18 protein-coding genes are annotated in these 25804 nt (G+C 56.6%); 10 read left to right on the forward strand and 8 right to left on the reverse strand.

Annotated features, from left to right (window positions below; genetic code table 11):
- Nucleotides 1-135: 135 nt before the first annotated feature.
- The 3 genes from ACSPHG_RS18710 to ACSPHG_RS18720 are packed head-to-tail and all read left to right on the forward strand — an operon-like array spanning nt 136 to nt 3339.
- A complete protein-coding gene (locus ACSPHG_RS18710) occupies nt 136-591 on the forward strand; it encodes a MarR family transcriptional regulator (RefSeq protein ID WP_435954974.1) in 456 nt (151 codons plus the stop codon).
- 23 nt (nt 592-614) lie between these two features.
- Nucleotides 615-1793, forward strand: coding sequence for an HlyD family secretion protein (locus ACSPHG_RS18715; protein WP_435954975.1), 1179 nt, complete (start codon nt 615-617; stop codon nt 1791-1793).
- A 10-nt stretch (nt 1794-1803) separates the two neighbouring features.
- The gene (locus ACSPHG_RS18720; protein WP_435954976.1) at nt 1804-3339 is read left to right on the forward strand and encodes a DHA2 family efflux MFS transporter permease subunit; all 1536 of its coding nucleotides are present in this window, start codon (nt 1804-1806) and stop codon (nt 3337-3339) included.
- A gap of 139 nt (nt 3340-3478) precedes the next feature.
- On the opposite strand, the gene sbmA is transcribed toward ACSPHG_RS18720, so the two are convergent.
- Both sbmA and lpxP read right to left on the reverse strand, forming a co-directional pair.
- A complete protein-coding gene (gene sbmA, locus ACSPHG_RS18725) occupies nt 3479-4696 on the reverse strand; it encodes a peptide antibiotic transporter SbmA (protein WP_435954977.1) in 1218 nt (405 codons plus the stop codon).
- Between the two features lie 180 nt (nt 4697-4876).
- Entirely contained in the window at nt 4877-5803 is a 927-nt protein-coding gene (gene lpxP, locus ACSPHG_RS18730) for a kdo(2)-lipid IV(A) palmitoleoyltransferase (protein ID WP_435954978.1), read from the reverse strand.
- Between the two features lie 315 nt (nt 5804-6118).
- Between lpxP and ACSPHG_RS18735 the strand changes: the two genes are divergently transcribed.
- Together ACSPHG_RS18735 and ampH are read left to right on the forward strand one after the other, a co-directional pair.
- Nucleotides 6119-6406: a hypothetical protein gene (locus tag ACSPHG_RS18735; protein ID WP_435954979.1), complete on the forward strand. Its 288-nt coding sequence runs from the start codon at nt 6119-6121 to the stop codon at nt 6404-6406.
- A 162-nt stretch (nt 6407-6568) separates the two neighbouring features.
- Nucleotides 6569-7729, forward strand: coding sequence for a D-alanyl-D-alanine-carboxypeptidase/endopeptidase AmpH (gene ampH / locus ACSPHG_RS18740; protein ID WP_435954980.1), 1161 nt, complete (start codon nt 6569-6571; stop codon nt 7727-7729).
- Between the two features lie 37 nt (nt 7730-7766).
- On the opposite strand, the gene ACSPHG_RS18745 is transcribed toward ampH, so the two are convergent.
- Nucleotides 7767-8387, reverse strand: coding sequence for a helix-turn-helix domain-containing protein (locus ACSPHG_RS18745; RefSeq protein ID WP_435954981.1), 621 nt, complete (start codon nt 8385-8387; stop codon nt 7767-7769).
- A 122-nt stretch (nt 8388-8509) separates the two neighbouring features.
- Nucleotides 8510-11305: an autotransporter YaiT-related protein gene (locus ACSPHG_RS18750; protein WP_435954982.1), complete on the reverse strand. Its 2796-nt coding sequence runs from the start codon at nt 11303-11305 to the stop codon at nt 8510-8512.
- Nucleotides 11306-11803: 498 nt separating this feature from the next.
- Between ACSPHG_RS18750 and ACSPHG_RS18755 the strand changes: the two genes are divergently transcribed.
- The 3 genes from ACSPHG_RS18755 (at nt 11804) to dcuR (ending at nt 15769) form a co-directional block, all read left to right on the forward strand.
- Nucleotides 11804-13084 carry a DUF445 domain-containing protein gene (locus tag ACSPHG_RS18755; protein ID WP_435954983.1) on the forward strand — a complete coding sequence of 427 codons (1281 nt, stop codon included), beginning with the start codon at nt 11804-11806 and terminating at the stop codon, nt 13082-13084.
- 346 nt (nt 13085-13430) lie between these two features.
- Nucleotides 13431-15053 carry a sensor histidine kinase gene (locus ACSPHG_RS18760; RefSeq protein WP_435954984.1) on the forward strand — a complete coding sequence of 541 codons (1623 nt, stop codon included), beginning with the start codon at nt 13431-13433 and terminating at the stop codon, nt 15051-15053.
- Nucleotides 15050-15769, forward strand: a complete 720-nt coding sequence (dcuR, locus tag ACSPHG_RS18765) for a two-component system response regulator DcuR (RefSeq protein WP_435954985.1) — start codon at nt 15050-15052, stop codon at nt 15767-15769. The genes ACSPHG_RS18760 and dcuR overlap by 4 nt, the downstream gene beginning before the upstream one ends.
- On the opposite strand, the gene ACSPHG_RS18770 is transcribed toward dcuR, so the two are convergent.
- The gene (locus ACSPHG_RS18770; protein WP_435954986.1) at nt 15750-16718 is read right to left on the reverse strand and encodes an FAD:protein FMN transferase; all 969 of its coding nucleotides are present in this window, start codon (nt 16716-16718) and stop codon (nt 15750-15752) included. The two genes, dcuR and ACSPHG_RS18770, sit on opposite strands and share 20 nt — an antisense overlap.
- 415 nt (nt 16719-17133) lie before the next feature.
- The gene (locus ACSPHG_RS18775; protein WP_435954987.1) at nt 17134-19911 is read right to left on the reverse strand and encodes a flavocytochrome c; all 2778 of its coding nucleotides are present in this window, start codon (nt 19909-19911) and stop codon (nt 17134-17136) included.
- 629 nt (nt 19912-20540) lie between these two features.
- Between ACSPHG_RS18775 and ACSPHG_RS18780 the strand changes: the two genes are divergently transcribed.
- Nucleotides 20541-22052 carry a DASS family sodium-coupled anion symporter gene (locus ACSPHG_RS18780; RefSeq protein WP_435954988.1) on the forward strand — a complete coding sequence of 504 codons (1512 nt, stop codon included), beginning with the start codon at nt 20541-20543 and terminating at the stop codon, nt 22050-22052.
- 55 nt (nt 22053-22107) lie between these two features.
- Nucleotides 22108-23757 carry a class I fumarate hydratase FumA gene (gene fumA / locus ACSPHG_RS18785; RefSeq protein WP_435954990.1) on the forward strand — a complete coding sequence of 550 codons (1650 nt, stop codon included), beginning with the start codon at nt 22108-22110 and terminating at the stop codon, nt 23755-23757.
- 63 nt (nt 23758-23820) lie between these two features.
- Here fumA and ACSPHG_RS18790 read toward each other — a convergent pair whose 3' ends face one another.
- Nucleotides 23821-24900, reverse strand: coding sequence for a YncE family protein (locus ACSPHG_RS18790; RefSeq protein ID WP_435954991.1), 1080 nt, complete (start codon nt 24898-24900; stop codon nt 23821-23823).
- 238 nt (nt 24901-25138) lie between these two features.
- Nucleotides 25139-25783 (reverse strand): metal-binding protein ZinT, encoded by a 645-nt coding sequence (gene zinT, locus ACSPHG_RS18795; protein ID WP_435954992.1) that lies wholly within the window; start codon nt 25781-25783, stop codon nt 25139-25141.
- Between the last annotated feature and the right edge of the window lie 21 nt (nt 25784-25804).

Here is a 25804-nt window from a genome sequence, read left to right on the forward strand (position 1 = left end):
AACATCCCTTTCCCTTAAAAATCAGACGCCCTAACCCTGCCAGTTTTTCACTCCGTGCGATAGCGGAAATTCCCTGATTGACAAATAGATGCCTGGTCAGTAATTTCACTCGCAATTACTGACCAGGCAAATATCATGAGTAACCATCCGGGTATTATCAACAGCAAGCTTCATCTCGGTCTGCTTATCCATCTGGCAAACCAGTTTAAAGACCAGCTTATCGGCCAATACTTCTCCGGCGCGGATATCACCGCTCCGCAGTTTAAGGTGCTGATTAGCATATATAAAGGTTTCACCAGCCCGGTTGAAATCAGTAAAAATCTGGTGATGGACGCCGGTGCCATGAGCCGCATGGTGGACCGCATGGTGAAGCGCGAGCTGATCCTGCGCACCCCCAATCCGCAGGATAAACGCCAGGTGATTCTGGCGCTGACGGATAAAGGCCTGGCCATCTGCGATCGCTTTGAGAAAGAGGCGCTGACCTCGATAATCGGCGACCTCACCGTACGCCTCACCCCCGACGAATCCCGTTTGCTGGTACAGCTCATCGCAAAAATGCTGCCGGACGAGATCCTCGCTCCTCATCGCTAAGTCTTCATAAAGGTCGTCACAAGATGGAAACCACATCTGCAGAGCAGGTCCAGCGCGGCAGCAAGCGCAAACGTAACTTACTCATTTTACTGTTGATCCTGGTGCTGGCCGCCGCAGGCTGCCTGGCGTGGTATCTGCTGTATGCCCGCTACTACGAATCCACCGACGACGCCTACGTCAACGGCAACCAGGTGACCTTAACGCCGCAAATCGGCGGCACGGTAACGCAGGTCACGGTAGACGAAGGTGATTTTGTCCAGAAGGGGCAGCCGCTGGTGCTGCTCGACCCGAGCGATACCGAAATCGCCCTACAGCAGGCGGAAGCCAACCTCGCCAACACGGTTCGCCAGGTGCGCGGGCTGTACAGCACGGCGGATAACTACCGCGCGCAGGTCGCGGCGAAGCAGGTTGCCCTGCAAACGGCGCAAAACGACTATGCGCGGCGTCAGAAGATCTTCTCAACCGGCGCTATCGCCGCGGAAGATTTGTCGCACTATCGCGACGCGGTAACCAGCGCGCAGAACGACCTGGTGGCAGCGAAACAGGCGTTACAAACCAATTTTGCGATGGTGGATGACACGGTGATCGACAGCCATCCGGAAATCAAAAGCGCCGTCGCCACTCTGCGCCAGCGTTTCCTGGAAAACTCGCGCAGCACGATTGTCGCGCCGGTTAGCGGCTACGTTGCCAAGCGCGCGGTGCAGCTCGGCATGCGCGTCGATTCCGGCACTACGCTGCTTGCGATCGTCCCGCTGAATGAAGTGTGGGTGGACGCTAACTTCAAGGAAAGCCAGATGAAAACCATGCGTTTGGGGCAGAAAGTGACGCTCAGCGCGGATCTCTATGGCGACGACGTGGAGTACAAAGGCACCATTGAAAGCCTCGGCATCGGCACCGGCAGCGCCTTCTCGCTGCTGCCCGCGCAGAACGCCAGCGGCAACTGGATCAAGATCGTTCAGCGCCTGCCGGTGCGCATTACGCTCGATCCGCACGACATGCAGAAGCACCCGCTGCGGATCGGCCTGTCGATGAACGCGCAGGTTGATATCCGCAATACCGACGGACATCTGCTGCCGCAGCAAACGGTTAGCGCCCCGCGTTTCACCACGGATGTGTATCAAAACCCGCTGGCAGAAGCGGATAAGCTGGTGGCAAAAATCCTCCACGACAACAGCAAACCGGCAGCCGTAAGCGCCCGTTAAGAGAGACGTTATGCAAGATAAGGCGGCGTTTACGCCCCCTAGCCTGTGGCTTGCGACGCTCGCGCTGTCGCTGGCGACCTTTATGCAGGTGCTGGATTCCACCATCGCTAACGTCGCGCTGCCCACCATCGCCGGAAACCTCGGCGTCAGCGCCGATCAGGGCACCTGGGTTATCACCTCGTTCGCGGTGTGTAACGCCATCGCCCTGCCGCTGACCGGCTGGTTCACGCGGCGCTTTGGGCAGCTCAAGCTGTTTATCGGCTCGGTGGCGATGTTCACCCTCACCTCGTTCCTGTGCGGCTTCGCCCACAGCATGACCGAGCTGATTATCTTCCGCGCCATGCAGGGCTTTTTCGCCGGGCCGATGTTCCCGATGTGCCAGACGCTGCTGCTGGTGATTTTCCCGCCGATGAAACGCGGCATGGCGCTGGCGCTGCTGTCGATGGTGACCGTCGTTGCGCCCATCGTCGGGCCGATTACCGGCGGCTGGATCACCGATAACTACTCCTGGCCGTGGATTTTTTACATCAACGTGCCGATTGGGATTTTCGCCGCCCTCGTGGTCTGGGCGCAGCTGCGCGACCGGGAAGAAACGACGACGACCTCGCCCATCGACTACATCGGCATTGGCCTGCTGATTATCGGCGTGGGGCTGCTGCAGGTGGTGCTGGATAAGGGCAACGATCTCGACTGGTTCGCCTCACCGGAAATTATCATCATGTCGGCGATCTCGGCGATTGGCCTGGTGGCGTTTGTTATCTGGGAGCTGGGCGAGCGCCATCCGATAGTCAACCTGCGGCTGTTCAAGGAGCGCAACTTTGCCATCGGCACGGTTTCGCTGATGCTGGGCTACGCGGCGTTCTTCGCCATCAACATTATTCTGCCGCAGTGGCTGCAAACGCAGATGGGCTATACCGCCATTTGGGCCGGGATGGCCGCCGCCCCGATGGGCTTCCTGCCGCTGCTGCTGACGCCGATCGTTGGGCGCTACGCGGGCCGAGTGGATTTGCGTATTCTCGCCTCGCTGTCGTTCCTGACGATGGGCGCGTCCTGTCTGCTTCGCGCGCAGTTCAACACCAGCGTGGACTTCCGCACCATTGCGGAGGTGCAGATGTTTATGGGCATCGGCGTGGCGTTCTTCTTTATGCCGCTGACCACCATTATTCTGTCGAACCTGCAGGGCGCGGAGGTCGCGGAAGGCTCTGGGCTTGCAACCTTCTTCCGCGTGCTCGGCGGCTCGTTCGCCTCGTCGCTGACCACGTGGATCTGGTCACGTCGGGAGGTGTTCCACCACGCGAACCTTACCGAGAGCGTGTCGATTTATAACCCGGCGGCGGTGGACTACCTGCACAAAATGGGCGGCGCGACGCAGCAGCACATGGCGGCGATAGACAAGACCATCGAGCAGCAGGCGTACATGATGTCGACCATCGACTACTTCTGGATTTTAGGCTGGGGGTTTATGGGGCTGATCGTGATTATCTGGTTCGCCCGCCCGCCGTTTATTCGTTCGGGTGCGCCAGGTGCGCCGGCGGCGGGACATTAAACTATGCTGATTATCCCCGAGAGAATACCGGACGATCCCCTCTCCCTTAGGGAGAGGGTTAGGGTGAGGGGGACGTTCAGAACGCCCTCATCCCAGCCTTCTCCCCCAGGAGAAGGAGAAGATCGGTGATGATTGCTGGTTACAACACTTCGCCCGTCTGCGGCACCGGAATATCCTGCAACGTATGCTCAAAGCTGCGCAGACGTTTGTAGATAGACATCAGCTCCACAAGCGTGGTCCACGAGCTAATCAAATACTGGAACGAGCTGCGCACCTGTCCAAAGGCGTTGGTGATCTGCTGCATCAGGCCCAGCGTGATGGCCCCGGCAACGATCGACGGGAACAGCAGGAACAGGCCAAACACGTTATCCACCTGCAGATAAAGAATGCGCGCAATGTTGAAGTAGGTGTAATGGAAATAGAGGCGGAAGTAGTTGTGGCGCACCGCGGCGAAAAGCTCTTTAACCGTTGGCGGCGCCGCGCGTGACGCGTCGTCTTCGCCGTAAACCAGCTCCTTACGATACGCCGCTTCCACTTTCTGATTGTTAAACTGCAGCCCCGGCAGCTTGATGCCCACCACCGCCAGCACGCCGGTTCCCACTAATGACCAGACAATCGCCGCAATCACCAGGCCGTAAGGAATATGGCCGATAATCGGCAGCTCCTGCACGTGCGGCGACAGCGCCACCAGCACCGGCAGGAAGGCAATCAGCGTCATAATCGACTGCAGCAGGCTCACGCCCATATCTTCTAACGTCGCCGCGAAACGCATGGTGTCTTCCTGCACACGCTGGGCAGCACCTTCGATATGGCGCAGCATCTGCCAGTGTTCCATATAGTATTCGTTCATCGCGGTACGCCAGCGGAACACGTAATGGCTAATGAAGAAGTTGTTCAGCACGGCGACCGTCACCGAAATCAAAGCGATGCCGAGGAACACGCCGGTTTCCCGGTAAAACTGGCCGATAGTGACCTTGTGCGGCGAACTGAGCGCCGTCTGGATCAGGTCAAAGAACGGCGCATACCAGGCGTTCACCGCCACACCAACCTCGACCAGGAACCAGGTCACGAAGACGATAAGCGCGGAGCCAAGAATCGACCAGTTTTGCCAGCGGTGCGGGCTGTAGATAAACCAGAACAGCGCAAACAGGCCGACGCAGGCGGCGTAATAGGCATAAAAGACCAGCGCTTTTAGCGTCCAGAAACGCGTTGCGTTAATAGGAATCTGCTGGCTTGCGCCGACGAAATCTTCCAGCCAACGGCCCCCGCCAGCCTGCCAGAAAATCACTGCTAACAGTGCCCAAATAAATGCCGACAAGAAAAACGCCGTCGGGCGCGGGAAAAACGACTTGAACATTACGACACTCCTGAACTCACATTCTTGTAGTTATACGGTTGTTCGAACCGCCTGGTTATAGCAGATCCCGGCACAATAAGGCTTGAGGAATGTTGTTTCAAGGAGTGAAGGCGTCCGAAAAAGTCTATCTTAGCGGGGTAGCTGGCGGCTAAGTGCATGTAGTCACTCGCCGCCAGACGATCAAGCGGTGTAGAGTTTATCCTTGCCGAACGGACGGGTTTTGAAACGGCGATGCAGCCACAGATACTGCTCCGGCGCGCGCATGATCTCGTGTTCGATTTTACGGTTCATGTACTCGGCGGCGGCCTGTTCGTCGTCGACCGGGTAGTCGGCAAGCTCGGGTTCAATCACCAGCTGGTAGCCGGAGCCGTCGGCTTTGCGAATCAGCACGGTGGTCAGAATAGCGGGCTTCGCGAGGCGGGCGATGGTGTAGGTGCCGTTAGTGGTAGCTGCCTGCTGCACCGCGAAGAACGATGCAAACGAGCTGCCTTTCGGGCCGTAGTCCTGGTCAGGCGCGAACCACACGGCCTCGCCGGATTTCAGCGCTTTCACCATGCCTTTCAGGTTGCGTCTGTCGATCATTGCTTTATTAGAGCGCGAGCGGCCGAGGGTCTGCACAAACTCCATCGCTTTGTTATTGTGCGGGCGGTACATCGCCATCATTGGGCGGCAGATGCCCATCACGCGGCCACCGAGTTCCAGCGACATGAAATGCACGCCGATAACCATCACGCCACGGCCTTTTTCGCAGGCGGCGTTCAGGTTTTCCAGGCCGCGCACGTCAAACCATTTGCGCACGCGTTCATCGGACCAGAACCAGGCCATGCCGGTTTCAATCAGGCCCATGCCCAGCGAGGCAAAGTTTTGCTTAACGATCGCGTTAATGTGCGCATCGGAATAATGCGGGAAACAGAGTTTCAGGTTCTGGCGTGCGATAGACACGCGGCGCTTTAAAAAGCGCATCGAAAATTCGCCGATCAGGCGACCCATCTTGAGAAGTACGGGGTAAGGCAGCTGTACCCAGAGCCACAAAATGGCCAGGCCAAACCAGGTCAACCAATAACGTGGATGAAGCATAGATTTGCAAAACAGCGGTTTAGTAGACATATATCAGCTTCTTAATGCATGGAAATTGCGTATCGCCTATGGGACTGAATCATTAGCGGTACAGCAGAGGACTGTTACTTAGACGCCAGCAGACGTGGATAGTTGCAGTACAGTAATAAACTTGCGTGATGATATCCGTTTTCTGCTAAGGCTATGTATAGGACATGTCAGTTTTTTTACGTCTTTTCTCACTTTTGGTAAGAAGCGCCTTTTATACCTGCTTAATCGCTCATAAAACAAACAATAAAAGTTATGATTTCGGATTTTTCAGCTAATACTTAGAGTGCCTCCCTACACATAACAGGAACCCAAAAGATGAAAAAAATCACTCTGGCTTTACTCTCGGGCACTTTCCTTTTCGCAGCCGCAGGCGCGATGGCGCAGAACCCGGCCAACAGCACCTCTACCATGCAGGCTGAAAAAGAGCAGCTGAACAATCCGGGCCATATTATCGACGACTGCCGTGCGACCGAAGGTCAGGCAAAAACGGACTGCAAGTCGGCCCACGAAATGAAAAAAGAGCATAAAAACGACGATAAAATGCTCAAGCAAGGCGATACCAAAGACGACGTAGAGCAGCAGGATACCCAAAAAACGAACTAACGTTCAGGCGCACGTTCGGCGTGCGCCTGGCCTTAAATAAGCTTCGTAATGCCGCGTTACGCTTTTTCTTCTCACAATCCTGCATTTCCCCGTTTGCGCAGCGCCAGAGAGTAGTATAAATACGGTGAATCTCGCCCCACTTTGTTAAATGGATTACTCGCGTTGAAAATTCGACTCCCGCGCATCGCCGCGCTAGCCCTTGCCGTGCTGCCCATTTTAGGTTTTGCCCAAACCTCTCCCGACCCCGTTTTCGCCTCAGAAATTGCCGAGCGCTACGCCAACCATATTTTCTATGGCAGCGGCGCTACGGGCATGGCGATGGTGGTGATTGACGGCAACCAGCGCGTCTTCCACAGCTTCGGTGAAACGCGCCCCGGTAATAACGTGCGTCCGCAGCTGGATTCGGTGATCCGCATCGCCTCGCTGACCAAGCTGATGACCAGCGAAATGCTGGTAAAAATGCTCGATCAGGGCAAGGTAAAGCTTAACGATCCGCTGAGCAAATACGCCCCAGCCGGCTCCCGCGTGCCGACATTTAATGGCCAACCTATTACTTTGGTGAATCTGGCGACCCATACCAGCGCCCTGCCCCGCGAACAGCCTGGCGGCGCGGCGCACCGTACCGTCTTCACCTGGCCGACGTACAACCAGCGCTGGAACTGGCTTTCGACCGCTACCCTGAAAGCCGCGCCGGGTTCTATCGCTTCGTATTCCAACCTGGCGTTCGACCTGCTCGCCGATGCCCTTTCCCGCGCAGCGGGCAAGCCCTACGCCGCGCTGTTCGATGAGCAAATCGCCCGTCCGCTTGGCATGAAGGACACCACCTTCACCCCTTCGCCGGACCAGTGCAAACGCCTGATGGTGGCGGAAAAAGGCGCAAGCCCGTGTGACAACACGCTGGCCGCCGTCGGCAGCGGCGGAGTTTATTCGACGCCCGACGACATGATGCGCTGGATGCAGCAGTTCCTGAGCTCCGACTTCCACAAGCGCAACAATCAGGCCGACCGCATGCAAACCCTGATTTATCAGCGCCACCAGCTTCACAAGGTGATCGGCATGGACGTGCCGGGCAAGGCGGACGCGCTGGGCATGGGCTGGGTCTATATGGCACCGAAGAACGGCCGGCCGGGCATCGTGCAGAAAACCGGCGGTGGCGGCGGCTTTATCACCTACATGGCGATGGTTCCGCAGTCTAACGTCGGGGTCTTCGTGGTGATCACCCGTTCGCCGCTCACGCGCTTCGTTAATATGAGCGACGGGGTGAACGATCTGGTGACGGAATTAAGCGGTTACGGCCAGCCACAGCTCATTCCAACCTCATAGTTCTACAGCGGCGGGCTTGGCGTTTAAGCCTGCCGTATTAATATTGTTGCGGGAGCCGGTTCACGCTGACGAGTTTGCCTTTATTCATTTCGATATACCCGCCTTTGCGCAAAGCGGAGAGCATTTCCGCAATGACCGAGCGAGAGATTTTCGTTTTCTTTTGAATAAAGCTAATCACGCCAATCTTCTCACGCATTCCCGGGTTCCATTGCTCCATCGTCAAAAGAGTTGTTCTTATCTGCGAGTAACAGCTGGCGCCTACAAAGCGCATATCCCGCAGCTCCAGACTGCGAACGATATAAGAAAGCCATATCGATAAAGATTCCCAAAGCTGATGGCTGTTAATTAACTCTCTGGCCTTTTCTAAGCTGAGGGAAAATCCTTGGCATGGGGTGTTAGTCACGATGGTGTAGTAATATTTTTGCGGATAGAGAATGCTGACGATGCCCAATATCCAGGGGGAGTTAATGACGTCGATGAGTAAATCATCTTCCTGACGATATAAAAAAACGCTCCCGCTATTCAGAAACCAAATAGTTGGCTCGCTGTTAAACCGTGAAGTATTGAGTTCATATCCCTGCGGTACGGTAAACGCCTTACCAAAAGCCGATAAACAATCCCGCAATTGTTCCAATTGTGGTAATGGCTTCATTAACATTACTGGCCACTCCATTGCCGTTATCAATAAAATGCCCATCTTTCCCAGACGGGCATTGGTTCAGGTTGGTTTATTTCAGCGAAGTAAAAGCCACGGCTCGCGCCGTGGCTAACGCGTCTTTATTACCAGATGTATTTAACACCCACGTTAGCAGACCAATCCTGATCGACGTCACCGCCGCCCAGATAATTGGTATCTGCATAGGCACCAAAGTTTTTAGCGAAGTCGAACTGACCGCCTAAACCAACGCGCACGGCGGAACCTTTAACACCGTTGTCGATGTCATCGCCATTCACATCAGCGCTATTGCTGGCGTCGTCGTAAACATAGGCCAGTTTAAAGTACGGCGTCATCGCCTGGTCACCGAAGTTCATGGTGTAACCCGCGTCCATACCCACTTCGTAACGCATGCTATCGTAAGACTGGCTGCCGACCTTCATGCTGTTGCTCAGCTTATAGCTATCACCGTCCTGGAACAGGCCGGAAATAGAGGCATACGGCGTCAGATAAGCCTGCTGGTTAATCAGCCAGTCGTAGCCCATTTTAACACCAAGACCCCATGCATCAGAAGAAACGTCACCGCTAACCGCATCGCCGTTGCTCATGGTCGCGGTCAGATCGTTGCTGTAATGGCTGTAGCTCAGGGTTGAATCCAGGAAGACATTGTTCTGGAAACGCGCTGACGAGTAAATGCGCGCAGACTGGCTGTCCTGATCGACGCTGCCGCTGTTGTCGCTGATATCGCCTTTAGCAAAGCCTGCCGCCGCACCGAGCGTCCATTTCGCATAGTTGCCGTCGATCTGCTTATCCAGGCCGACCATGATGCCATTCACATCCTGATCGTAATTTATCGTACCGTTGTCGCCGGAGAAGCCGCCGCCAAGATAAGTCACCCACGCACCGCCGGTATCACCCGCTGGCGTATGACGACCGTTTGCCAGGCGAGTTGCCAGCGCGTCCTGCTCCAGATTCCAGATATTGGCGTTCGCGGAAGGAATGCTCAGCGCCATGTTAGCGTAGTCGGTCAGGTTATCTTGCTTCAGTACAACGGTGTCGCCCTGCTGCTGTGCTTCATAGGTGTAAGCACCCAGGTCCGCACGGTTTGCCGCGGTGAAAGCCGCCTGGGTGTTAGCATTGTTGTCGTAAACACGCACGATTTCGTTGTTTTTGTAATCCGCAACGGAACCTGCGCCGGTGGCATTATCAATACGAACTTTGTAGTTACCCGCCACATCGCCGGTCACCGCCAGATGGCCGTCGGAGTTCAGCGCGACAACACCGTAGTCATAGGCAGCCTGATGAATATCGTTCGTGACATAGCGACCGTTGTTGAGGTCTGAATTCAGAACATAATCGCGGCTAGCAACATTCAGCACGCCGCCATCGGTCAATACGACGTTATCAGCGTCAACCTGCCCCATGCCCAGCGCCAGTTCACCGCGGTTAGAAACGGTGATGGTGTTGGCGTAAAGCTCTGCGGTTTCTTCGGTCAGGTTAACCTTGCTGTAGCTATCAACGTTCAGCGCGTTGGTCGCAACGGAGCCGGAATCACCGATGTTCATTGAAGAGCTGTTGGTAAGCGCGATGCTGTCAGCCAGCAGGCTTGAGTTTTCAACGTTGACCTGTGAGGCATTATTAACGGTCAGCGCGTCGATATTCGACTCTTTGCGGGTATCCCACTCAGAGCCGTTATTGAGCGCAACGTTGAAGATACCGCTCTGGTATACAGCGTTGCCAGAAACATGGCTGGCTTCGTTATAGGCGCTGTGCTGGTCATCAATCCCATACACGGAACCTGGCCAGATGCTGTTCGCATTTACGCTGTACAGCTCAGCGGTAGCTTCCACATCGGAGACAGCCGCACCCACCCATTTGCTGCCGTTGTTCAGGGTCAGATCCAGGCGGTCAGTACCATCCCAGCCGTTTGAATCCAGCACGCCATCGGCGTTGAGATCCCAGGCGTTAACGTGAGTGGTCGTGCTCATGCCGTTCGCGTCAACGGTGGTGCGGTTGTAGCCACCAAAATTCTCATCAAAGGTACTGACGAAAACCACATCGCCGGAAAGCGTAGAGTTATCGAAGGTCGCCGCAGTCTGCATCGCATTGTCAGCCGCAGAGTTGGCAACAACCGCCAACGCAACGTCATCCGCGGTGTAGCTGTTGTCGTAGTCGCTGGCTTTACCCGTGTGGCCGTAGAATCCACTGGTCCCCTGATCGCTCAAAGAGCCGGAAGTAACGACGGAATCTTTAACGGTAAGGGTGTTATTAAAAACTTCAGCGCTGTTAGCGCCGTCGGTAAAGCTTACGTCGTTATGATCTTCCCACTCGTAGCCTTGCGCCAGAGTAATACCCGCAACGTGGGAGTTATTCTGGATAACGATATCAGACTCTTGATCGAGGGTGATTGCGGTGCCCAGGCCAAAGGTGTCTAAGGTCGTGGTGTTATAAGTGCCATCACCGTTCGCGCTGTAATAATTAAAATGCTCAAAATCATCATCGATGGTTGAATTATCAACGGTCAAGGCCAGGCGGTCGTAGACATAACCGTCGGTGGTGCGTGCCGTGCAGTCGGTGGTCATGCACTCGGAGGTGATCATGCCGTGGATATTGCTGTTGCTAATCGTTAAGGCATTCGGATTCGTATTGGTCGCAACGCCGTTATCCAGATAATAAGTGGAAATAACGCCATTTACGCTTGAGTTATTTATAACTGGATAAATGTTGCCATTGTAAATGCTGTCCGTACCGTAGTTATTCCAACCGGCATAGCCCTGATACTGCGCGCCACCCGTTGCATCATAGTAAAAAGTATCAAACGATTTGTTGGAGATATCTGCTGCTGAAGCCTGAGAAGCGATGGCCATAGAGCAGGCTAATGCTAATTGTGATAATACGAGTTTGCTTTTCCAAGAGTGCATTTGTCATCCCTCCTCAGGGATATAATCTTATGTTGTTCCATCAATACAAAATGCATTTCGCCCATACACAAAGTTATATAAGCGGCCGAATTATGAGATTAAAAAACCTTAATGGACAATTAACTTTTCTTAAAAAGTCCGAATCCGAACACATCTAAAACAGGCTTGCTTTCTTTAACAGACAAATACCTGAGAACATGAACCCCATTAATTAAACACTCTTGATAAAAAACCAAAATGTATTAAAAAAGACTTTTAAAGAATAAATATATCATTCGCTTTTCAAACATCCACGAAACATTATATAAGTCACAACCAATTTCAGATGTATATTATTATCTATTAAAATTTCACAAACTATTCAAAAAATTCAAATAAACACCATTACATTTCCAATAAATATAAAAAATGCAGGATTTACAGGGCATGGAAAAATCTATGGACATTTAAGAGAAATATCCGCTTCCGATTCTTTCCAGCCGGTTCTATGCTTAAGCCATGGAAAAATTAGCTGAATTAAAACGAACCAAGCGCCTGGCGCTTTCTTTGTTGCTGATTGCTGCGGCAGTTTTTGTGACGACCCTCTTCTTACCGCCGAGTTTTTGGGTGAGCGGGCTAAAGGCGATTGCCGAAGCGGCAATGGTCGGCGCGCTTGCCGACTGGTTCGCGGTGGTGGCGCTGTTTCGCCGCGTGCCCATCCCGTTTATCGCGCGCCACACGGCGATTATCCCGCGCAATAAAGACCGCATCGGCGAAAACCTCGGTCATTTCGTGCAGGAAAAATTCCTCGACACCCAGTCGCTCATCGCCCTGATCCGTCGCCACGAACCGGCGCAGATGATAGGCGTGTGGTTCAGCAAGCCGGACAACGCCCAGCGCGTCGGCCAGCACCTGCTGCAAATCATGAGCGGCTTTCTGGATATGACGGACGATTCAAGGATTCAGGGGCTGCTGCGGCGCGCGGTGCACAAGGCCATCGACAAGGTGGATCTCACCCGCACCAGCGCCCTGATGCTGGAGAGCATGACCAAAAATAACCGCCACCAGGTGCTGCTCGACTCGATGATTGCCCAGCTGCTGGCGCTGCTTAACCGCGACAGCACGCGGGAGTTTATCGCCCGCCAGATCGTACACTGGCTGGAAACCGAGCATCCGCGCAAATCACGGGTGCTGCCCACCGAATGGCTGGGCGAGCACAGCGCGGATATGGTCGCCAGCGCCGTGAACTCGCTGCTTGACGACGTGAGCGAGGACCAGGGCCACCAGCTGCGCCTCGCCTTTGACCGCGCCATGGTCAAACTCATCGACAGGCTGAAAAGCGACCCTGAAATGGCGGAGAAAGCCGATAGCATCAAAAGCTATCTCAAAGAGGACGAGGCCTTTAACCGCTACCTGAGCGAGCTGTGGGGCGACCTGCGACGCTGGCTGAAGGACGACATGAACAGCGAGGATTCGCGCATCAGGCAGCGCATTGCCGAAGCGGGACAGTGGTTTGGCGAAACGCTGGTTAACGATGGCGCGCTGCGCGCCTCGCTCAACGAACATCTTGAGCAGGCGGTCAGCAAAGTCGCGCCGGAGTTCGCGGCCTTCCTGACGAAGCACATCAGCGATACGGTAAAAAGCTGGGACGCGCGCGATATGTCGCAGCAGATCGAGCTGAACATCGGTAAAGACCTGCAGTTCATTCGCATCAACGGCACGCTGGTCGGCGGCACCATTGGCCTGGTGCTTTACCTGCTTTCGCAGATCCCGCTGCTGGTAGCCTTGGTGAGGGGCTGAGGGCTGGCGAAAATGTCGGATGGCGCTGTGCTTATCCGACCTACAGCTCCATCAGCAATCATCGCAAATTGTCGGATGGCGCTGCGCTTATCCGACCTACAGCTCCATCAGCGACCATCCTAAATTGTCGGATGGCGCTGCGCTTATCCGACCTACAGATCCATCAGCAACCATCGCAAAATGTCGGATGGCGCTGCGCTTATCCGACCTACATCTCCATCAGCGACCATCCTAAATTGTCGGATGGCGCTGCGCTTATCCGACCTAAAACTCCCCCACTACCCGCCTTTCAAAACCCCGCCCCATCGGCGATAATCACCGTTTGCCCTAATTTGGCGGGAGTACGGTGAGCGACGCACAACAACACCCGGCGGCGAATAAACGCCCCATGAAACTGAGCACCTCCGTCACGCTGATGCTGTGCGGCGTGATTGGCTCCGTCCTGCTGGTGGTTTTCGCGCTCTATTTCGTGCAGATCAGCAAGGCGACGCGCGATGGCGTAAAAGAAACGGCGCTGGCCGTAGCCCGCACGCTCGCTTCATCGCCGCTGGTGAGAGAGGGCCTCGAGCAGCCTTCCGAAAAAACAATCATTCAGCCGCTGGCTGAAAGCGTGCGCGAGCGCAACGACCTGCTGTTTGTGGTGGTCACCGACATGAACGGCATCCGCTACTCGCACCCGAACGCGGGCACCATCGGCTCGCGCTTTATCGGCGATGACCTGCTCCCCGCGCTGCAGGGCAATGAAAATGTCTCGGTTAACCACGGCGTGCTGGCCGAAGCGCTGCGCGTCTTCACCCCGGTTTACGACGGGAACCACCGCCAGATTGGCGTGGTCGCCATCGGCATCACGCTCAGTAAAGTCGAGCAGCAAATCAACCGCGCGCGCTGGAGCGCCCTGTGGACGCTGCTGTTCAGCGCGCTGGTCGGCAGCCTGGGCACCTGGGCGCTGGTGCGCGTGCTCAAGCGCATCCTGTTCGGCCTGGAACCCTACGAGATCTCCGCGCTGTTCGAGCAGCGCCAGGCGATGCTGCAATCCATGAAGGAAGGCGTGATCGCCGTTGACCGCGACGGGCGCGTGACGCTAATCAACCACGCCGCGCGCAAAATGCTGCTCTCGCCGAGCGACTTTATGGCGGGCAAAGGCGTCGCCCCAGGGCCGCTGGTCGCCAATCTGTGCGAAGTTCTGCGCACCGGCGTGGCGGTTCACGATAAAGAAATCATCAGCTACGGGCGGCTGGTGCTGTGCAACGCGGTGCCGATCCGCAGCGGTGACAGGATAATCGGCGCGATCAGCACCTTCCGCGACAAAACGGAAATCAGCCAGCTGATGCAGCGCATGGACGGCATGGTGAACTACGTCGACGCGCTGCGCGAACGCTCGCACGAATTTATGAACAAGCTGCACGTTATCCTCGGCCTGCTGCACATGAAGCGCTACGACAAGCTCGAGGATTATATTCTGCAAACCGCCGACAGCTACCAGGAAGAGATCGGCGCGCTGCAAAGCAAAATCAAATCGCCGGTGGTCGCGGGCTTCCTGCTCAGCAAAATCAACCGCGCAAGGGAAAGCGGGCAGATGCTAACGCTCGCCGACGACTGCCTGGTGCCGGACAATCCGAACGAGCAGCAGGTCACCGTGCTTATCACCGTGCTCGGCAATCTCATCGAAAACGCGCTCGACGCGATGGCCGACCAGAAGGACGGCGAAATCGACGTGCTGCTGCATTACGAGCAGGACAGGCTGATTGTTGAGGTCAGCGACGACGGCCCCGGCATTGCGCCTGAGCATATTCAGGCTATTTTTGAGAAAGGCTACTCCACGAAAGGCGAACAGCGCGGCGTCGGGCTATTCCTCGCGAAGCAGCAGCTTGAAAGCCTCGGCGGCAGCATCGCGGTAGAGTCCGAGCCGGGCGTGTTTACCCAATTTTATGTTCAGCTACCCTGGGATAGTGAAAGGAAGAGTGCGTGATAAATGTATTAATTGTTGACGACGATGCGATGGTTGCCGAACTGAACCGGGCTTACGTCACCCAAATCCCGGGCTTCACCTGCATTGGCAGCGCGTCTAACCTCGCTCAGGCGCGGGCGATGATTAGCGATCCGGCGTTGACCATCGATCTTATTTTGCTCGATGTTTACATGCAGCAGGACAACGGGCTGGATCTGCTCCCTTCCCTGCGCGAAGCCGGAAAATCGATCGACGTGATCGTCATCTCTTCCGCCTCCGATGCGGCAACCATTCAGAAATCGCTGCACTACGGCGTGGTGGACTATCTGATCAAACCCTTCCAGTTCCCGCGCTTTGAAGAGGCGTTGACCGGCTGGCGCGAAAAGAAAGACCTGATGGGCACCCATAAATACTACGAGCAGGCCGACGTAGACCGGCTGATGCACGGCGGCGCGCCTGCGGTAGCGGACGCCAAACGCCTGCCGAAGGGGCTGACCCCGCAGACGCTGCGCACCATTTGCCTGTGGATTGACGCCCACCCGGCGGAGGAATTTTCTACCGACGAGCTGGCCGCTGCGGTAAATATTTCCCGCGTGTCCTGCCGTAAATACCTGATCTGGCTGGCCCAGGTCAGCATTCTGTTCACCAGCATTCATTACGGCATGACCGGCCGCCCGGTTTATCGCTATCGGCTGCAGGCGGAGCAGATTGGCCTGCTCAAGCAGTACTGCCAGTAACCAGCCGGTAGCCGTCGTCCAGCAGCGTAAAGCGGAACAGGTCTGCGGACGACAGCACCACCTCCCCGCCCTTAGTGACAAAAATCGCCTCGATGTCGGGGCGGTTTCGCAGCGCCCGGCAGCCCTTCTCAACGCCCATCCCGTAGGCAAGCGTGGTCCAGATATCGCCGTCGATGGAGTCGGTGGAAACGATCGTTACGCTGTCGAGCTCGTTGTCCAGCGGGTAGCCCGTGCGCGGGTCGAGGATATGGTGATAGCGCCTGCCGTCCTGCTCGAAGAAGCGCTCGTACACGCCCGACGTCACCACCGATTTGTTCGCCACCTCAATGGAGCCAATCAGCGCGTCGGCGGCGGCAAACGGCTTTTTCAGGCCGATTGACCAGCCGCCCTCCGGCGAGCCGAGCGTCTGCACGTTGCCGCCGAGGTTAATCAGCCCCTGCTGCACGCCGCGGCGCGCTAAGAAGTCGCGCACCCGGTCGGCGATATAGCCTTTGGCGATGGCCCCGAGATCGATTTCCATGCCCGGCTGCGTGAGGAACACCGTTCCGGCGTCGCTATCCAGAACGACGTTTTCCGGGCGCGTGCGCGGCAGCAAAGCGGCAATCTCCTCGGCGGGCGGCACGCTGTCGCCCTTAAAGCCGATGCGCCAGCGTTTCACCAGCGGGCCGATGGCAAGATTGAAGGCGCTGCCGGGCACCGTGCTGGCGGCTTTGGCGCATTTAACGAGTTCGAACACCGGGCGGCTTACCGCCACGGGATTGCGCCCGGCGGCGTGGTTAATATCCATCACCTCGGAGGCCGCGCGGTTGACGGTCAGCAGGTCTTCATATTGTTTGATCAGGCGAAACGCGTCGGCGGCGAGCGCCTCGTTGTGCTCGAAGAGCTTGAGGAGAATGGGGGAGCCCATTAATACGGCGGAATAGCTGTAAACGCGTGCGGTTTGCGGCATGGCGGCCCCTTTTTGGATGCGTCGGGTGGCGTTTGGCGGGTCGTGTTTATCGGGTGGCTTTTGTCGGGTGGCGCTCACGCTTACCCGACCTACAAACCCATTCCAGCAGTTCGGGTAAGCGCAGCGCCACCCGACCGACAAAACCAACCATAACGCAAATGTGCAAAACGTACGTCGGGTAAGGCGTGAGCCGCCACCCGACCGATAAAACCAACCATAACGCAAATGTGCAAAACGTAGGTCGGGTAAGGCGTGAGCCGCCACCCGACCGGTAAACCAACCATAACGCAAATGTGCAAAACGTACGTCGGATAAGGCGTGAGCCGCCACCCGACCGACAAAACCAACCATAACGCAAATGTGCAAAATGTAGGTCGGGTAAGGCGTGAGCCGCCACCCGACGCTATCACATAAACTACCGTTTCGCCCAGCTCGCCGCCTGGCTGCCCGCCAGCGTGCCGAACAGGATAATATCCGCTACCGCGTTGCCGCCGATGCGGTTACCGCCGTGAACGCCGCCTGCCACTTCCCCTGCGGCATACGCGCCCGGAATCACCTGCTGCTGTTTATCCAACACTTCGGTCTGCGCGTTAATGGTCACGCCGCCCATGGTGTGGTGCACCCCCGGCGCGATGCGGATCGCGTGGAACGGCCCGTCTTTGATCGGGTTACGCAACGCGGTCTTACGGCCAAACTCCTCGTCGAACTGCTTCTCGACCGCGCCGTTGTAGCGTTCAAGCGTGGCGAGGAAGGTGTGATAATCCATCCCCAGCTTTTCCGACAGCTCGCGCGGGCCTGCGGCGCTCACGACAAAGCCCTTGGCGATGTATTCGTCGGCGGCCTTGTTTTTAGCGCGGACGTTTTCATCAAACACGATATAGGCATATTTTTCCGGCAGGGCGATGATCTGCGCGGAAACCTTGTCGCGGGTATCCATCTCATTGTAGAAGCGCGCGCCCTGCTGGTTCACCAGAATCGCACCGCCGCCGCGAATGGATTCGGAAATCAGGTAGGAGGTGGTCTGCTCTACGGTCGGGTGGATCTGAATTTCGCCCATGTCCACGGTGCCCGCGCCGATTTTCTCCAGCAGCGCGATGCCGCCGCCGGTTGCTCCCCTGTGGTTGGTGGTGACGAAGCCTTCCAGATCCGGGCGGTATTTCACCACCATCTGGCTGTTGGCGCTAAAGCCGCCGGTCGCCATCACGACGCTCTTCGCGTGGATGGTCAGGGCTTCTTTCTCTTCTGTCAGCAGCTGCACGCCGCTTACCGCGCCCTGCTCGAAGAGGATTTCGGTCACCGCGGTGTCCATCATCACGTCGATGTTGCGCTTGTTGATGTTGCGCAGCAGGCCGCTAATCAGGTAGCCGCCAACCGCCGATCCGTCACGCGGACGGTGGGTACGGTCGATGCTCATGCCGCCGGTGGTGGTGATATCGTTCAGCATGATGCCGCGATCCGCCAGCCACTCAATCGCCAGCGGCGCGTTTTCCACGAAGCGGTGCAGCAGCTCGGGGTTATTCTTGTTGTAGCCGCCCTTCAGGGTTTCGGCATAGAACAGCTCTTTGCTGTCGTGGATGCCCTTCACGCGCTGGAAGCGGGTTTCGGCAGCGTTCATCCCGGCGGAAGCCTTGACGGTATTACCGCCGATGGACGGCATTTTCTCAACGATCAGCACGCTCGCGCCTTCGTCACACGCCTGAATCGCCGCCGCAAGGCCCGCGCCGCCGCTGCCGACCACAACCACGTCATAGCTTTTCGTCACGGCCTGGCCGCCGCTTTCCTCAAAGGCCTGCTGCTTGCTGGATTTCACCATCGCTTTGGAAACGGCTTTTTTCACCGCCTCGCTCTGGGAGGTCGCGCCGGAAATCGCGTCCACGAACGGCGAATTGGCGGTCAGGATGCGGGTGCGGATCTCTTCGAAGTTGGTGGTGAACTCCACGTCGCCCTGCGGGCCGGATGCCAGTTCAATCTCGGCAATGCGATCGGTTTCGAGGCTGACGTTGATCGTCAGCTCGTTAACGTCGTCGTGCACGGTTTCTTCGAACACGCCCGGCTTAAATTTGCCGACGTTCATGCTCATATCGCGGATCATCGCCTCCACCAGCGAGAAGCGCCACAGCGGTTCCGGGATGGTCAGCTCTTCGCGTTTGGTGCTGTCCATAAACAGCTCCAGCGCTTCGCCGTTGGCAATGCGTTCGGCCCAGTCCGGGTAAGCGATGCAGGCGCGGCCGACGGCAATCAGATCGTAGCCGTGCTCCAACGCCGCGGCGGCGTCGGCTTCGTTAACGATACCGCCCACGCCCATCACCGGGATCTGCGCCAGGGTTTCGGAACGCAGCTCGCAGTATTTGCTGATAAGCGGCGTGGGATCGTCGGTTTCCACGATGGACGGACGCAGCGCGTAGCCCAGCGAGAAGTGCAGGTAGTCCAGGCCGCGCGCGGCCAGTTTTTCCAGCAGATACATGGTGTCGTCGAAGCGGATGCCGGGCACTTCCAGCTCTTCCGGCGAGAAGCGGTAGCCGATAATAAAGGAGTCATCCGCGTACTGGCGCACCATCTGATGGGTGATATCCAGCACGGCGAGCGGGAATTTCGCGCGGTTATCGCGGCTGCCGCCCCATTCGTCGTCGCGCTGGTTGGAGTTCGGGGAGTAGAACTGCTGAATCAGGTAGGTGTTGGCACCGTGGATCTCCACGCCGTCGAAGCCCGCCTGAATCGCGCGGCGCACGCCTTCACCAAATTTCACCACCATGTCCGCCACTTCCTGCGTGGTTAACGCGGCGGGGGTTGCCGCGCCGTCACGCGGGGCCGCCAGCGCGCTTGGCGCAACCGGCGTGCGGCCACCGATAAGCTTAGGTTCGACCATGCGCCCACCGTGGTAAATCTGCAGCACGGCGCGGGAGCCTTCGGCCTTGATGGCGGCGGCGATTTTCGCCAGCCCGGCAATTTTCTCGTCGTTGTCGATGCCGATTGCGCCAGGGAAGGCGAGGCCGAGATCGTCGATAAAGCAGCATTCCACCACGATTGTGCCGATGCTGCCCGCTCGGGCGCGGTAGTATTCCACCAGTTCGCTGGTGACGGTGCCGTCAAAGTAGCCGGTACAGGTTGTCATCGGCGCCATCAGCAAACGGTTTTTTAATGCGGTTCCATTGGGTAAAGTAAATGGGCTAAACATGCGCTCTTTACTGCTCATAATATCCACTCCAAACTTTTAAAATTTAAACTTGCGAATTCGGTTGCGGGCGTTATTTTCGTTATGGTTATTTGCCTGATGCATGCAACCAATATAATTCTATTTTTAGTTACAAAAGTATTTACGTTAGTTATAAAACTATTAAATGAAGCTAATAACAGAGTTACTCCCAAGTGGTTATACATTTAAAAATAAACCCATTACATCCCACTTATTTAATTTAACTTTTGCATTACTTCATCACTTTGTGTGGCACAGCGCCCCGCGCCGCGCCAGACAAGGCACGCATGAACCTCAAGCCGTTCAGCACCAATAACAGAAGATTAACAACTCACTTCTATTGATAATTATTATCACTAATTAACCTTATATTTAGATGGAGTATTAATTATTTTTAAAATAGCCACATCTCTGCCAATTATTGATTTTGATCAATTGCAACCTACCCCGAAAGCGCAATATATAAATATCACTTTATTTTTATTCACCGCATGAAAAATGCGCTGAATCGCTATTTCCTGAACAGACTAACCGCACTCTTTAATTAATAAAGAAAGTTAAAAAACTAAAGAAAGTGAATTATCAGGAAACAGTAAAACGAATCCTTAACTACTTATAACGGTGTTTTTATGACTGTAATGACCACCAATCTGCCGCCCGCGAAAGCGGAAGGCGCTAAAGCGAGGAAAAACAGCCGCTGGCTAATGATGGCGCTGCCGTTTATCGTTGCCGCGCTGCTGATGCTTGTTCCTGTTCCGGCGGGGCTTTCGCCTTACGCCTGGCACTTCTTCGCTATCTTCGTCGGCGTGATCGTCGGCCTGATCTTTGAACCGCTGCCGGGGGCCGTTATCGGCATGACCGGTATCGTGGTGATTGCGCTCGGCAGCCAGTGGCTGCTGTTTAGCCCGGAACAGATGGCGGCACCCGGCTTTAAGCTTGCGGGCGCTTCCTTCAAGTGGGCGGTGAGCGGCTTTAGCAACTCCACCGTGTGGCTTATCTTCGGCGCGTTTATGTTTGCCGCCGGCTACGATAAAACCCAGTTCGGCCGCCGTCTGGCGCTGATTCTGGTGAAATACCTTGGCCGCCGCAGCCTGACGCTGGGCTACGCCATCGCGTTTGCCGACCTGCTGCTGGCTCCGTTTACCCCGTCCAATACCGCGCGCAGCGGCGGGACAATCTACCCGATTATCGCCAACCTGCCGCCGCTGTACGGTTCAAAACCCAACGACCCAAGCGCGCGTAAAATCGGCTCTTACCTGATGTGGGTGGCGATTACCGCAGCCTGTATCACCAGCTCCATGTTCCTCTCCGCGCTGGCCCCTAACCTGCTGGCGCTGGCGCTGGTGAAAAGCATCGTCGGCATTAACATCTCCTGGGGCATGTGGTTCCTGGCGTTCCTGCCGCTCGGCCTGCTTCTTCTGCTGACCATGCCGCTGCTGGCCTACTGGCTCTACCCGCCGGAAGTCAAAGTCAACGACGAAGTGCCGAAGTGGGCAAGCCGCGAGCTGGAAAAACTGGGCAAGCTGTCCCGCAATGAAATCCTGCTGCTGGTGTTCGTGTGCTCGGCGCTGATGATGTGGATCTTCGCCGCCAGCTGGATTGAACCGGCGCTGGCCGCCCTGCTGGTTATCGTCCTGATGCTGTGGACCGGCGTGCTGAACTGGAACGACATCACCGGCAACAAGGCCGCGTGGAACACCTTCGTGTGGTTTGCAACGCTGGTTGCGCTGGCCGACGGCCTCTCTTCCACCGGCTTCATCGGCTGGCTGGGTAAAGAAGGCGGCGTGCTGATGAGCGGTATCTCCCCGGGCACGGCGACCATCGTCCTGCTGCTGGCGTTCTACCTGCTGCACTACCTGTTTGCCAGCACCACCGCGCACACCACCGCGCTGCTGCCGGCCATGCTGACCATCGCCTCCACCATTCCGGGCATGAACATGGAAGTGTTCTGTCTGCTGATGGTGACTTCACTCGGCGTGATGGGGATTATCACCCCGTACGGCACCGGCCCAAGCCCGATTTACTACGGCAGCGGCTACCTGCCAACCAAAGACTACTGGCGTCTTGGCACCATCTTCGGTGCCATCTTCCTGGCGGCGCTGCTGGTGATTGGCTACCCGTGGATGTCGATGATCTTCTGATTCAAAACCGCTGGAGGGCAACTTCCGGCGGTTAATTTTTATGGAGTAATGCGCTATGTCGAACAAACCCTTTTACTACCAGAACCCCTTCCCGCTCGCGAAAGACGAAACCGAATACTATCTGCTGACCCGCGATCACGTTTCCGTAAGCGAATTCGAAGGCCAGCCCGTGCTGAAGGTTGAGCCGCAGGCGCTGACCCTGCTGGCTGAACAGGCCTTCCACGACGCCTCTTTCATGCTGCGCCCCGACCACCAGCAGCAGGTCGCCGATATTCTTCACGACCCGGAAGCCAGCGAAAACGATAAGTACGTCGCGCTCCAGTTCCTGCGCAACTCCGAGATTGCCGCGAAGGGCATTCTGCCGACCTGCCAGGACACCGGCACCGCCATCATCATGGGCAAAAAAGGCCAGCGCGTGTGGACCGGCGGCGGCGACGAGGCCGCGCTGTCGCAGGGCGTGTACAACACCTTTATCAACAATAACCTGCGCTACTCGCAGAACGCCGCGCTGGACATGTACAAAGAGGTGAACACCGGCACCAACCTGCCCGCGCAAATCGACCTGTATAGCGTCGACGGCGACGAGTACAAGTTCCTGTGCGTGGCAAAAGGCGGCGGCTCCGCGAACAAAACCTATCTGTATCAGGAAACCAAAGCGCTGATCACGCCTGCGAAGCTGAAGGATTATCTGGTTGAGAAAATGCGCACGCTGGGCACCGCGGCCTGCCCGCCGTACCACGTTGCTTTTGTTATCGGCGGCACCTCGGCGGAATCGACGCTGAAAACCGTTAAGCTCGCCTCCACCCACTACTACGACGGCCTGCCAACCGAAGGCAACGAGCACGGCCAAGCGTTCCGCGACGTGCAGCTCGAACAGGCGCTGTTGGAAGAAGCGCAGAAGCTCGGCCTCGGCGCGCAGTTCGGCGGTAAATACTTCGCGCACGATATCCGCGTCGTTCGCCTGCCGCGCCACGGCGCGTCCTGCCCGGTAGGCATGGGCGTCTCCTGCTCCGCCGACCGCAACATCAAGGCGAAAATCAACAAAGACGGCATCTGGATCGAAAAGCTGGAAAGCAACCCTGGCAAATACATCCCAGAAGCGCTGCGTCAGGCGGGCGAAGGGGAAGCCGTGCAGGTTGACCTGAACCGCCCGATGAAAGAGATTCTGGCGCAGCTTTCCCAGTACCCGGTCTCCACGCGCCTGTCCCTGAGCGGCACGATCATCGTTGGCCGCGACATCGCCCACGCCAAGCTGAAAGAGCGCCTGGACAACGGCGAAGGCCTGCCGCAGTACGTGAAAGATCACCCGATTTACTACGCTGGCCCGGCGAAAACGCCGGAAGGCTATGCGTCAGGCTCGCTCGGCCCGACCACCGCAGGACGCATGGATTCCTACGTGGATCAGCTACAGGAAAACGGCGGCAGCATGATCATGCTGGCGAAAGGCAACCGCAGCAAGCAGGTGACGGACGCCTGCCACAAGCACGGCGGCTTCTACCTCGGCAGCATCGGCGGCCCGGCGGCGGTGCTGGCGCAGCAGAGTATCAAGAGCCTTGAGCTGGTGGAATACCCGGAGCTGGGAATGGAGGCTATCTGGAAAATCGAGGTGGAGAACTTCCCGGCGTTTATCCTCGTGGATGACAAGGGCAACGACTTCTTCGAGCAGATTCAGAACAAGCAGTGCGCGGGCTGCGCCAAGCGCTAGTCGCTAATCCGTAAAAAAACGGCGTCTGGGTTTTAGCCCAGACGCCGTTTTTATTTCTGCGACCTACAGCTGCGCTAAAGGCACGCGAACGATGCTGTCCGGGCCTTTCGTGGAGTGGTCTTTGTTAAAGCCCTGCTTGACGGTGACGTACAGGGTTTGCCCGTCCGCCGACAGCAGCAGGCTGTTCGGGTGCGGCGGTAGGTCGAGCGTTTTCTTCACCGCGTAGCGGGTGCCGTCGAGGATCAGCAGCTTGCCGGACTCGCGCTGGGTGAGGTAAATCTCGTTGCGTTTGGCGTTAAACTTCACCGCCAGCGTATCGCCCGTCGCCAGGTCTTTCAGCACCTCGCCGGTTTTGATATCCAGCACCAGCGTGGTTTTCGCCTTCGAGTTGTCGGTGACGAACAGGCGGCCCGTCGCCGGGTCTTCCGCCATGTTCAGCAGCAGCGCCTCTTTCTCGCCGAGCGGCTTCCAGCGTTTCTCGATACGGTTGGTTTTCGGGTTAATGACCAGGATCTCGCCGCCGCCGTTGGCCGCATAGATACGCTGGGTTTGCTCGGAGTACAGCAGGCCGGTCACCCATTTACCCGCGTTGTTAATGCGCTTCTTAAGCTTCATGGTTTTCGCATCAACGACCCAAATCACCGCCGGGTCGGCCACGCCGCCGACGTACAGCAGGCCTTCGTGCAGGATGATTTCACGCGCGCCAAACGGTAAACCCTTCTCGTTGCGGTCGGTAAACATCAGGCGGCTTAAGACCTTGCCGTCCTCAACGTTAATCGCGCTGATACCACCGTCCAGCGAGTTGGTGACGTACAGCGTCTCCCCGGTCGGGTCCATCACCGCGCCGAAATTTTTCAGGTCGGTGTGCGACCGGCCGGTGGTTTTCAGCGAAACCGGGTCAAGCTTGTAGACCACCCCGCCCTGCACGTCCTTAAAGCCCTGGGCGGTCGCGACATACAGCGCGCCGCTGCGCTGGCTGATGGCCATTTCGTACACGCCTTCCGACAGCTCGCGTTTTTCAAGCGGGCTTTTCTGCTCGGCGGCCACCGCCGGAGCGGGCTTGGCGGTAGAGGTTTTGTGCGCGCTACAGCCGGTCAGCGCCAGCGCCACCAGCAGAGCCAGCGCCGTTGTTTTCTTATTCATTAAAGCATCCCTTTGAAACGTAATAATTTACCGCGCCGGTGAAATACCGCTGCGGCATAAATGCAAATGAGAAACATAAGCATTTATTGTTTGAATGTAAAACGTTATCGCCGGGACGCGGAATCTTAGTCGACCGCACTTAACATCCTCGCGGTGGATGCGCTGAAAGCTATCGAAAGCGAGTTAAAAGCGGGCTAAGCCAGCTGCGGCAGCGGGCCATTCCCGCTGCCAGGCTCGCCTAGTGGTGCAGCATATCGTCCACGACCTGCGCTTTGGTCATGTTGTACGGATAGTAGGTCGGCCAGTTATCCATCTCTTTGAGCAGCGCGTCCTGCGAGGTGTTTCCCATAAAGATATGGAAATGCTGGGACTGGCGCGGGGCGATGGTATGGTCGCTAAACTGCACGAATTTCGGCGCGCCGGATTTGGCGTCTTTGCACTCAAACAGGTAGCGCACGCCCTTCTTGCCCGAGGTGTAGGTGAGGATTTTGTAGCCCGCGTAGTCGTACTGGCAGGACTTCACCTCTTTACCGACGTGGAATTCCATCACGCTGTTTTCGATGCCAATCATCTCAACGTCCGTCGCATAGCCCTTTTTATAATATTCACGATATTCCTCGACGGTTTTGTCGCCCTTTTTCGCCTTTTTCGCCAGAACCGGGTCCAGATCCCCGTTCAGCAGATAGGTGTTCACCGACTGCCACACGCCGTCCCAGTCTGAAAGCGGCCTGTCCTTGACGTCTTTGTTATCAAACACGCCTTCGCTCGCCCTGCGCTCAATCTCCGTCAGCGGTTTGCCGTGGTGATGGCCGTGCGCAAAGGCCTGGCTGCCGCTCAGTAAAACCCCCATGCCGAGTAAAAAAGCCGACTTCTTCATAATCATAACGTTTTCCCTGGTGATGAC

The sequence above is a fragment of the Dryocola baronae genome (assembly GCF_051297175.1).
Taxonomy (GTDB): domain Bacteria; phylum Pseudomonadota; class Gammaproteobacteria; order Enterobacterales; family Enterobacteriaceae; genus Dryocola.

What these genes read in the sequence shown, in the direction of transcription:
- ACSPHG_RS18745 (WP_435954981.1), bottom strand. Translation starts at nt 8,387, where the DNA reads ATGTTAATGAAGCCATTACCACAATTGGAACAATTGCGGGATTGTTTA.
- lpxP (WP_435954978.1), bottom strand. Translation starts at nt 5,803, where the DNA reads ATGTCTACTAAACCGCTGTTTTGCAAATCTATGCTTCATCCACGTTAT.
- ACSPHG_RS18775 (WP_435954987.1), bottom strand. Translation starts at nt 19,911, where the DNA reads ATGAGCAGTAAAGAGCGCATGTTTAGCCCATTTACTTTACCCAATGGA.
- ACSPHG_RS18710 (WP_435954974.1), top strand. Translation starts at nt 136, where the DNA reads ATGAGTAACCATCCGGGTATTATCAACAGCAAGCTTCATCTCGGTCTG.
- zinT (WP_435954992.1), bottom strand. Translation starts at nt 25,783, where the DNA reads ATGATTATGAAGAAGTCGGCTTTTTTACTCGGCATGGGGGTTTTACTG.
- ACSPHG_RS18770 (WP_435954986.1), bottom strand. Translation starts at nt 16,718, where the DNA reads ATGCCGCAAACCGCACGCGTTTACAGCTATTCCGCCGTATTAATGGGC.
- ACSPHG_RS18755 (WP_435954983.1), top strand. Translation starts at nt 11,804, where the DNA reads ATGGAAAAATTAGCTGAATTAAAACGAACCAAGCGCCTGGCGCTTTCT.
- ACSPHG_RS18720 (WP_435954976.1), top strand. Translation starts at nt 1,804, where the DNA reads ATGCAAGATAAGGCGGCGTTTACGCCCCCTAGCCTGTGGCTTGCGACG.
- ACSPHG_RS18780 (WP_435954988.1), top strand. Translation starts at nt 20,541, where the DNA reads ATGACTGTAATGACCACCAATCTGCCGCCCGCGAAAGCGGAAGGCGCT.
- ACSPHG_RS18790 (WP_435954991.1), bottom strand. Translation starts at nt 24,900, where the DNA reads ATGAATAAGAAAACAACGGCGCTGGCTCTGCTGGTGGCGCTGGCGCTG.
- sbmA (WP_435954977.1), bottom strand. Translation starts at nt 4,696, where the DNA reads ATGTTCAAGTCGTTTTTCCCGCGCCCGACGGCGTTTTTCTTGTCGGCA.
- fumA (WP_435954990.1), top strand. Translation starts at nt 22,108, where the DNA reads ATGTCGAACAAACCCTTTTACTACCAGAACCCCTTCCCGCTCGCGAAA.
- ACSPHG_RS18715 (WP_435954975.1), top strand. Translation starts at nt 615, where the DNA reads ATGGAAACCACATCTGCAGAGCAGGTCCAGCGCGGCAGCAAGCGCAAA.
- ACSPHG_RS18735 (WP_435954979.1), top strand. Translation starts at nt 6,119, where the DNA reads ATGAAAAAAATCACTCTGGCTTTACTCTCGGGCACTTTCCTTTTCGCA.
- ACSPHG_RS18750 (WP_435954982.1), bottom strand. Translation starts at nt 11,305, where the DNA reads ATGCACTCTTGGAAAAGCAAACTCGTATTATCACAATTAGCATTAGCC.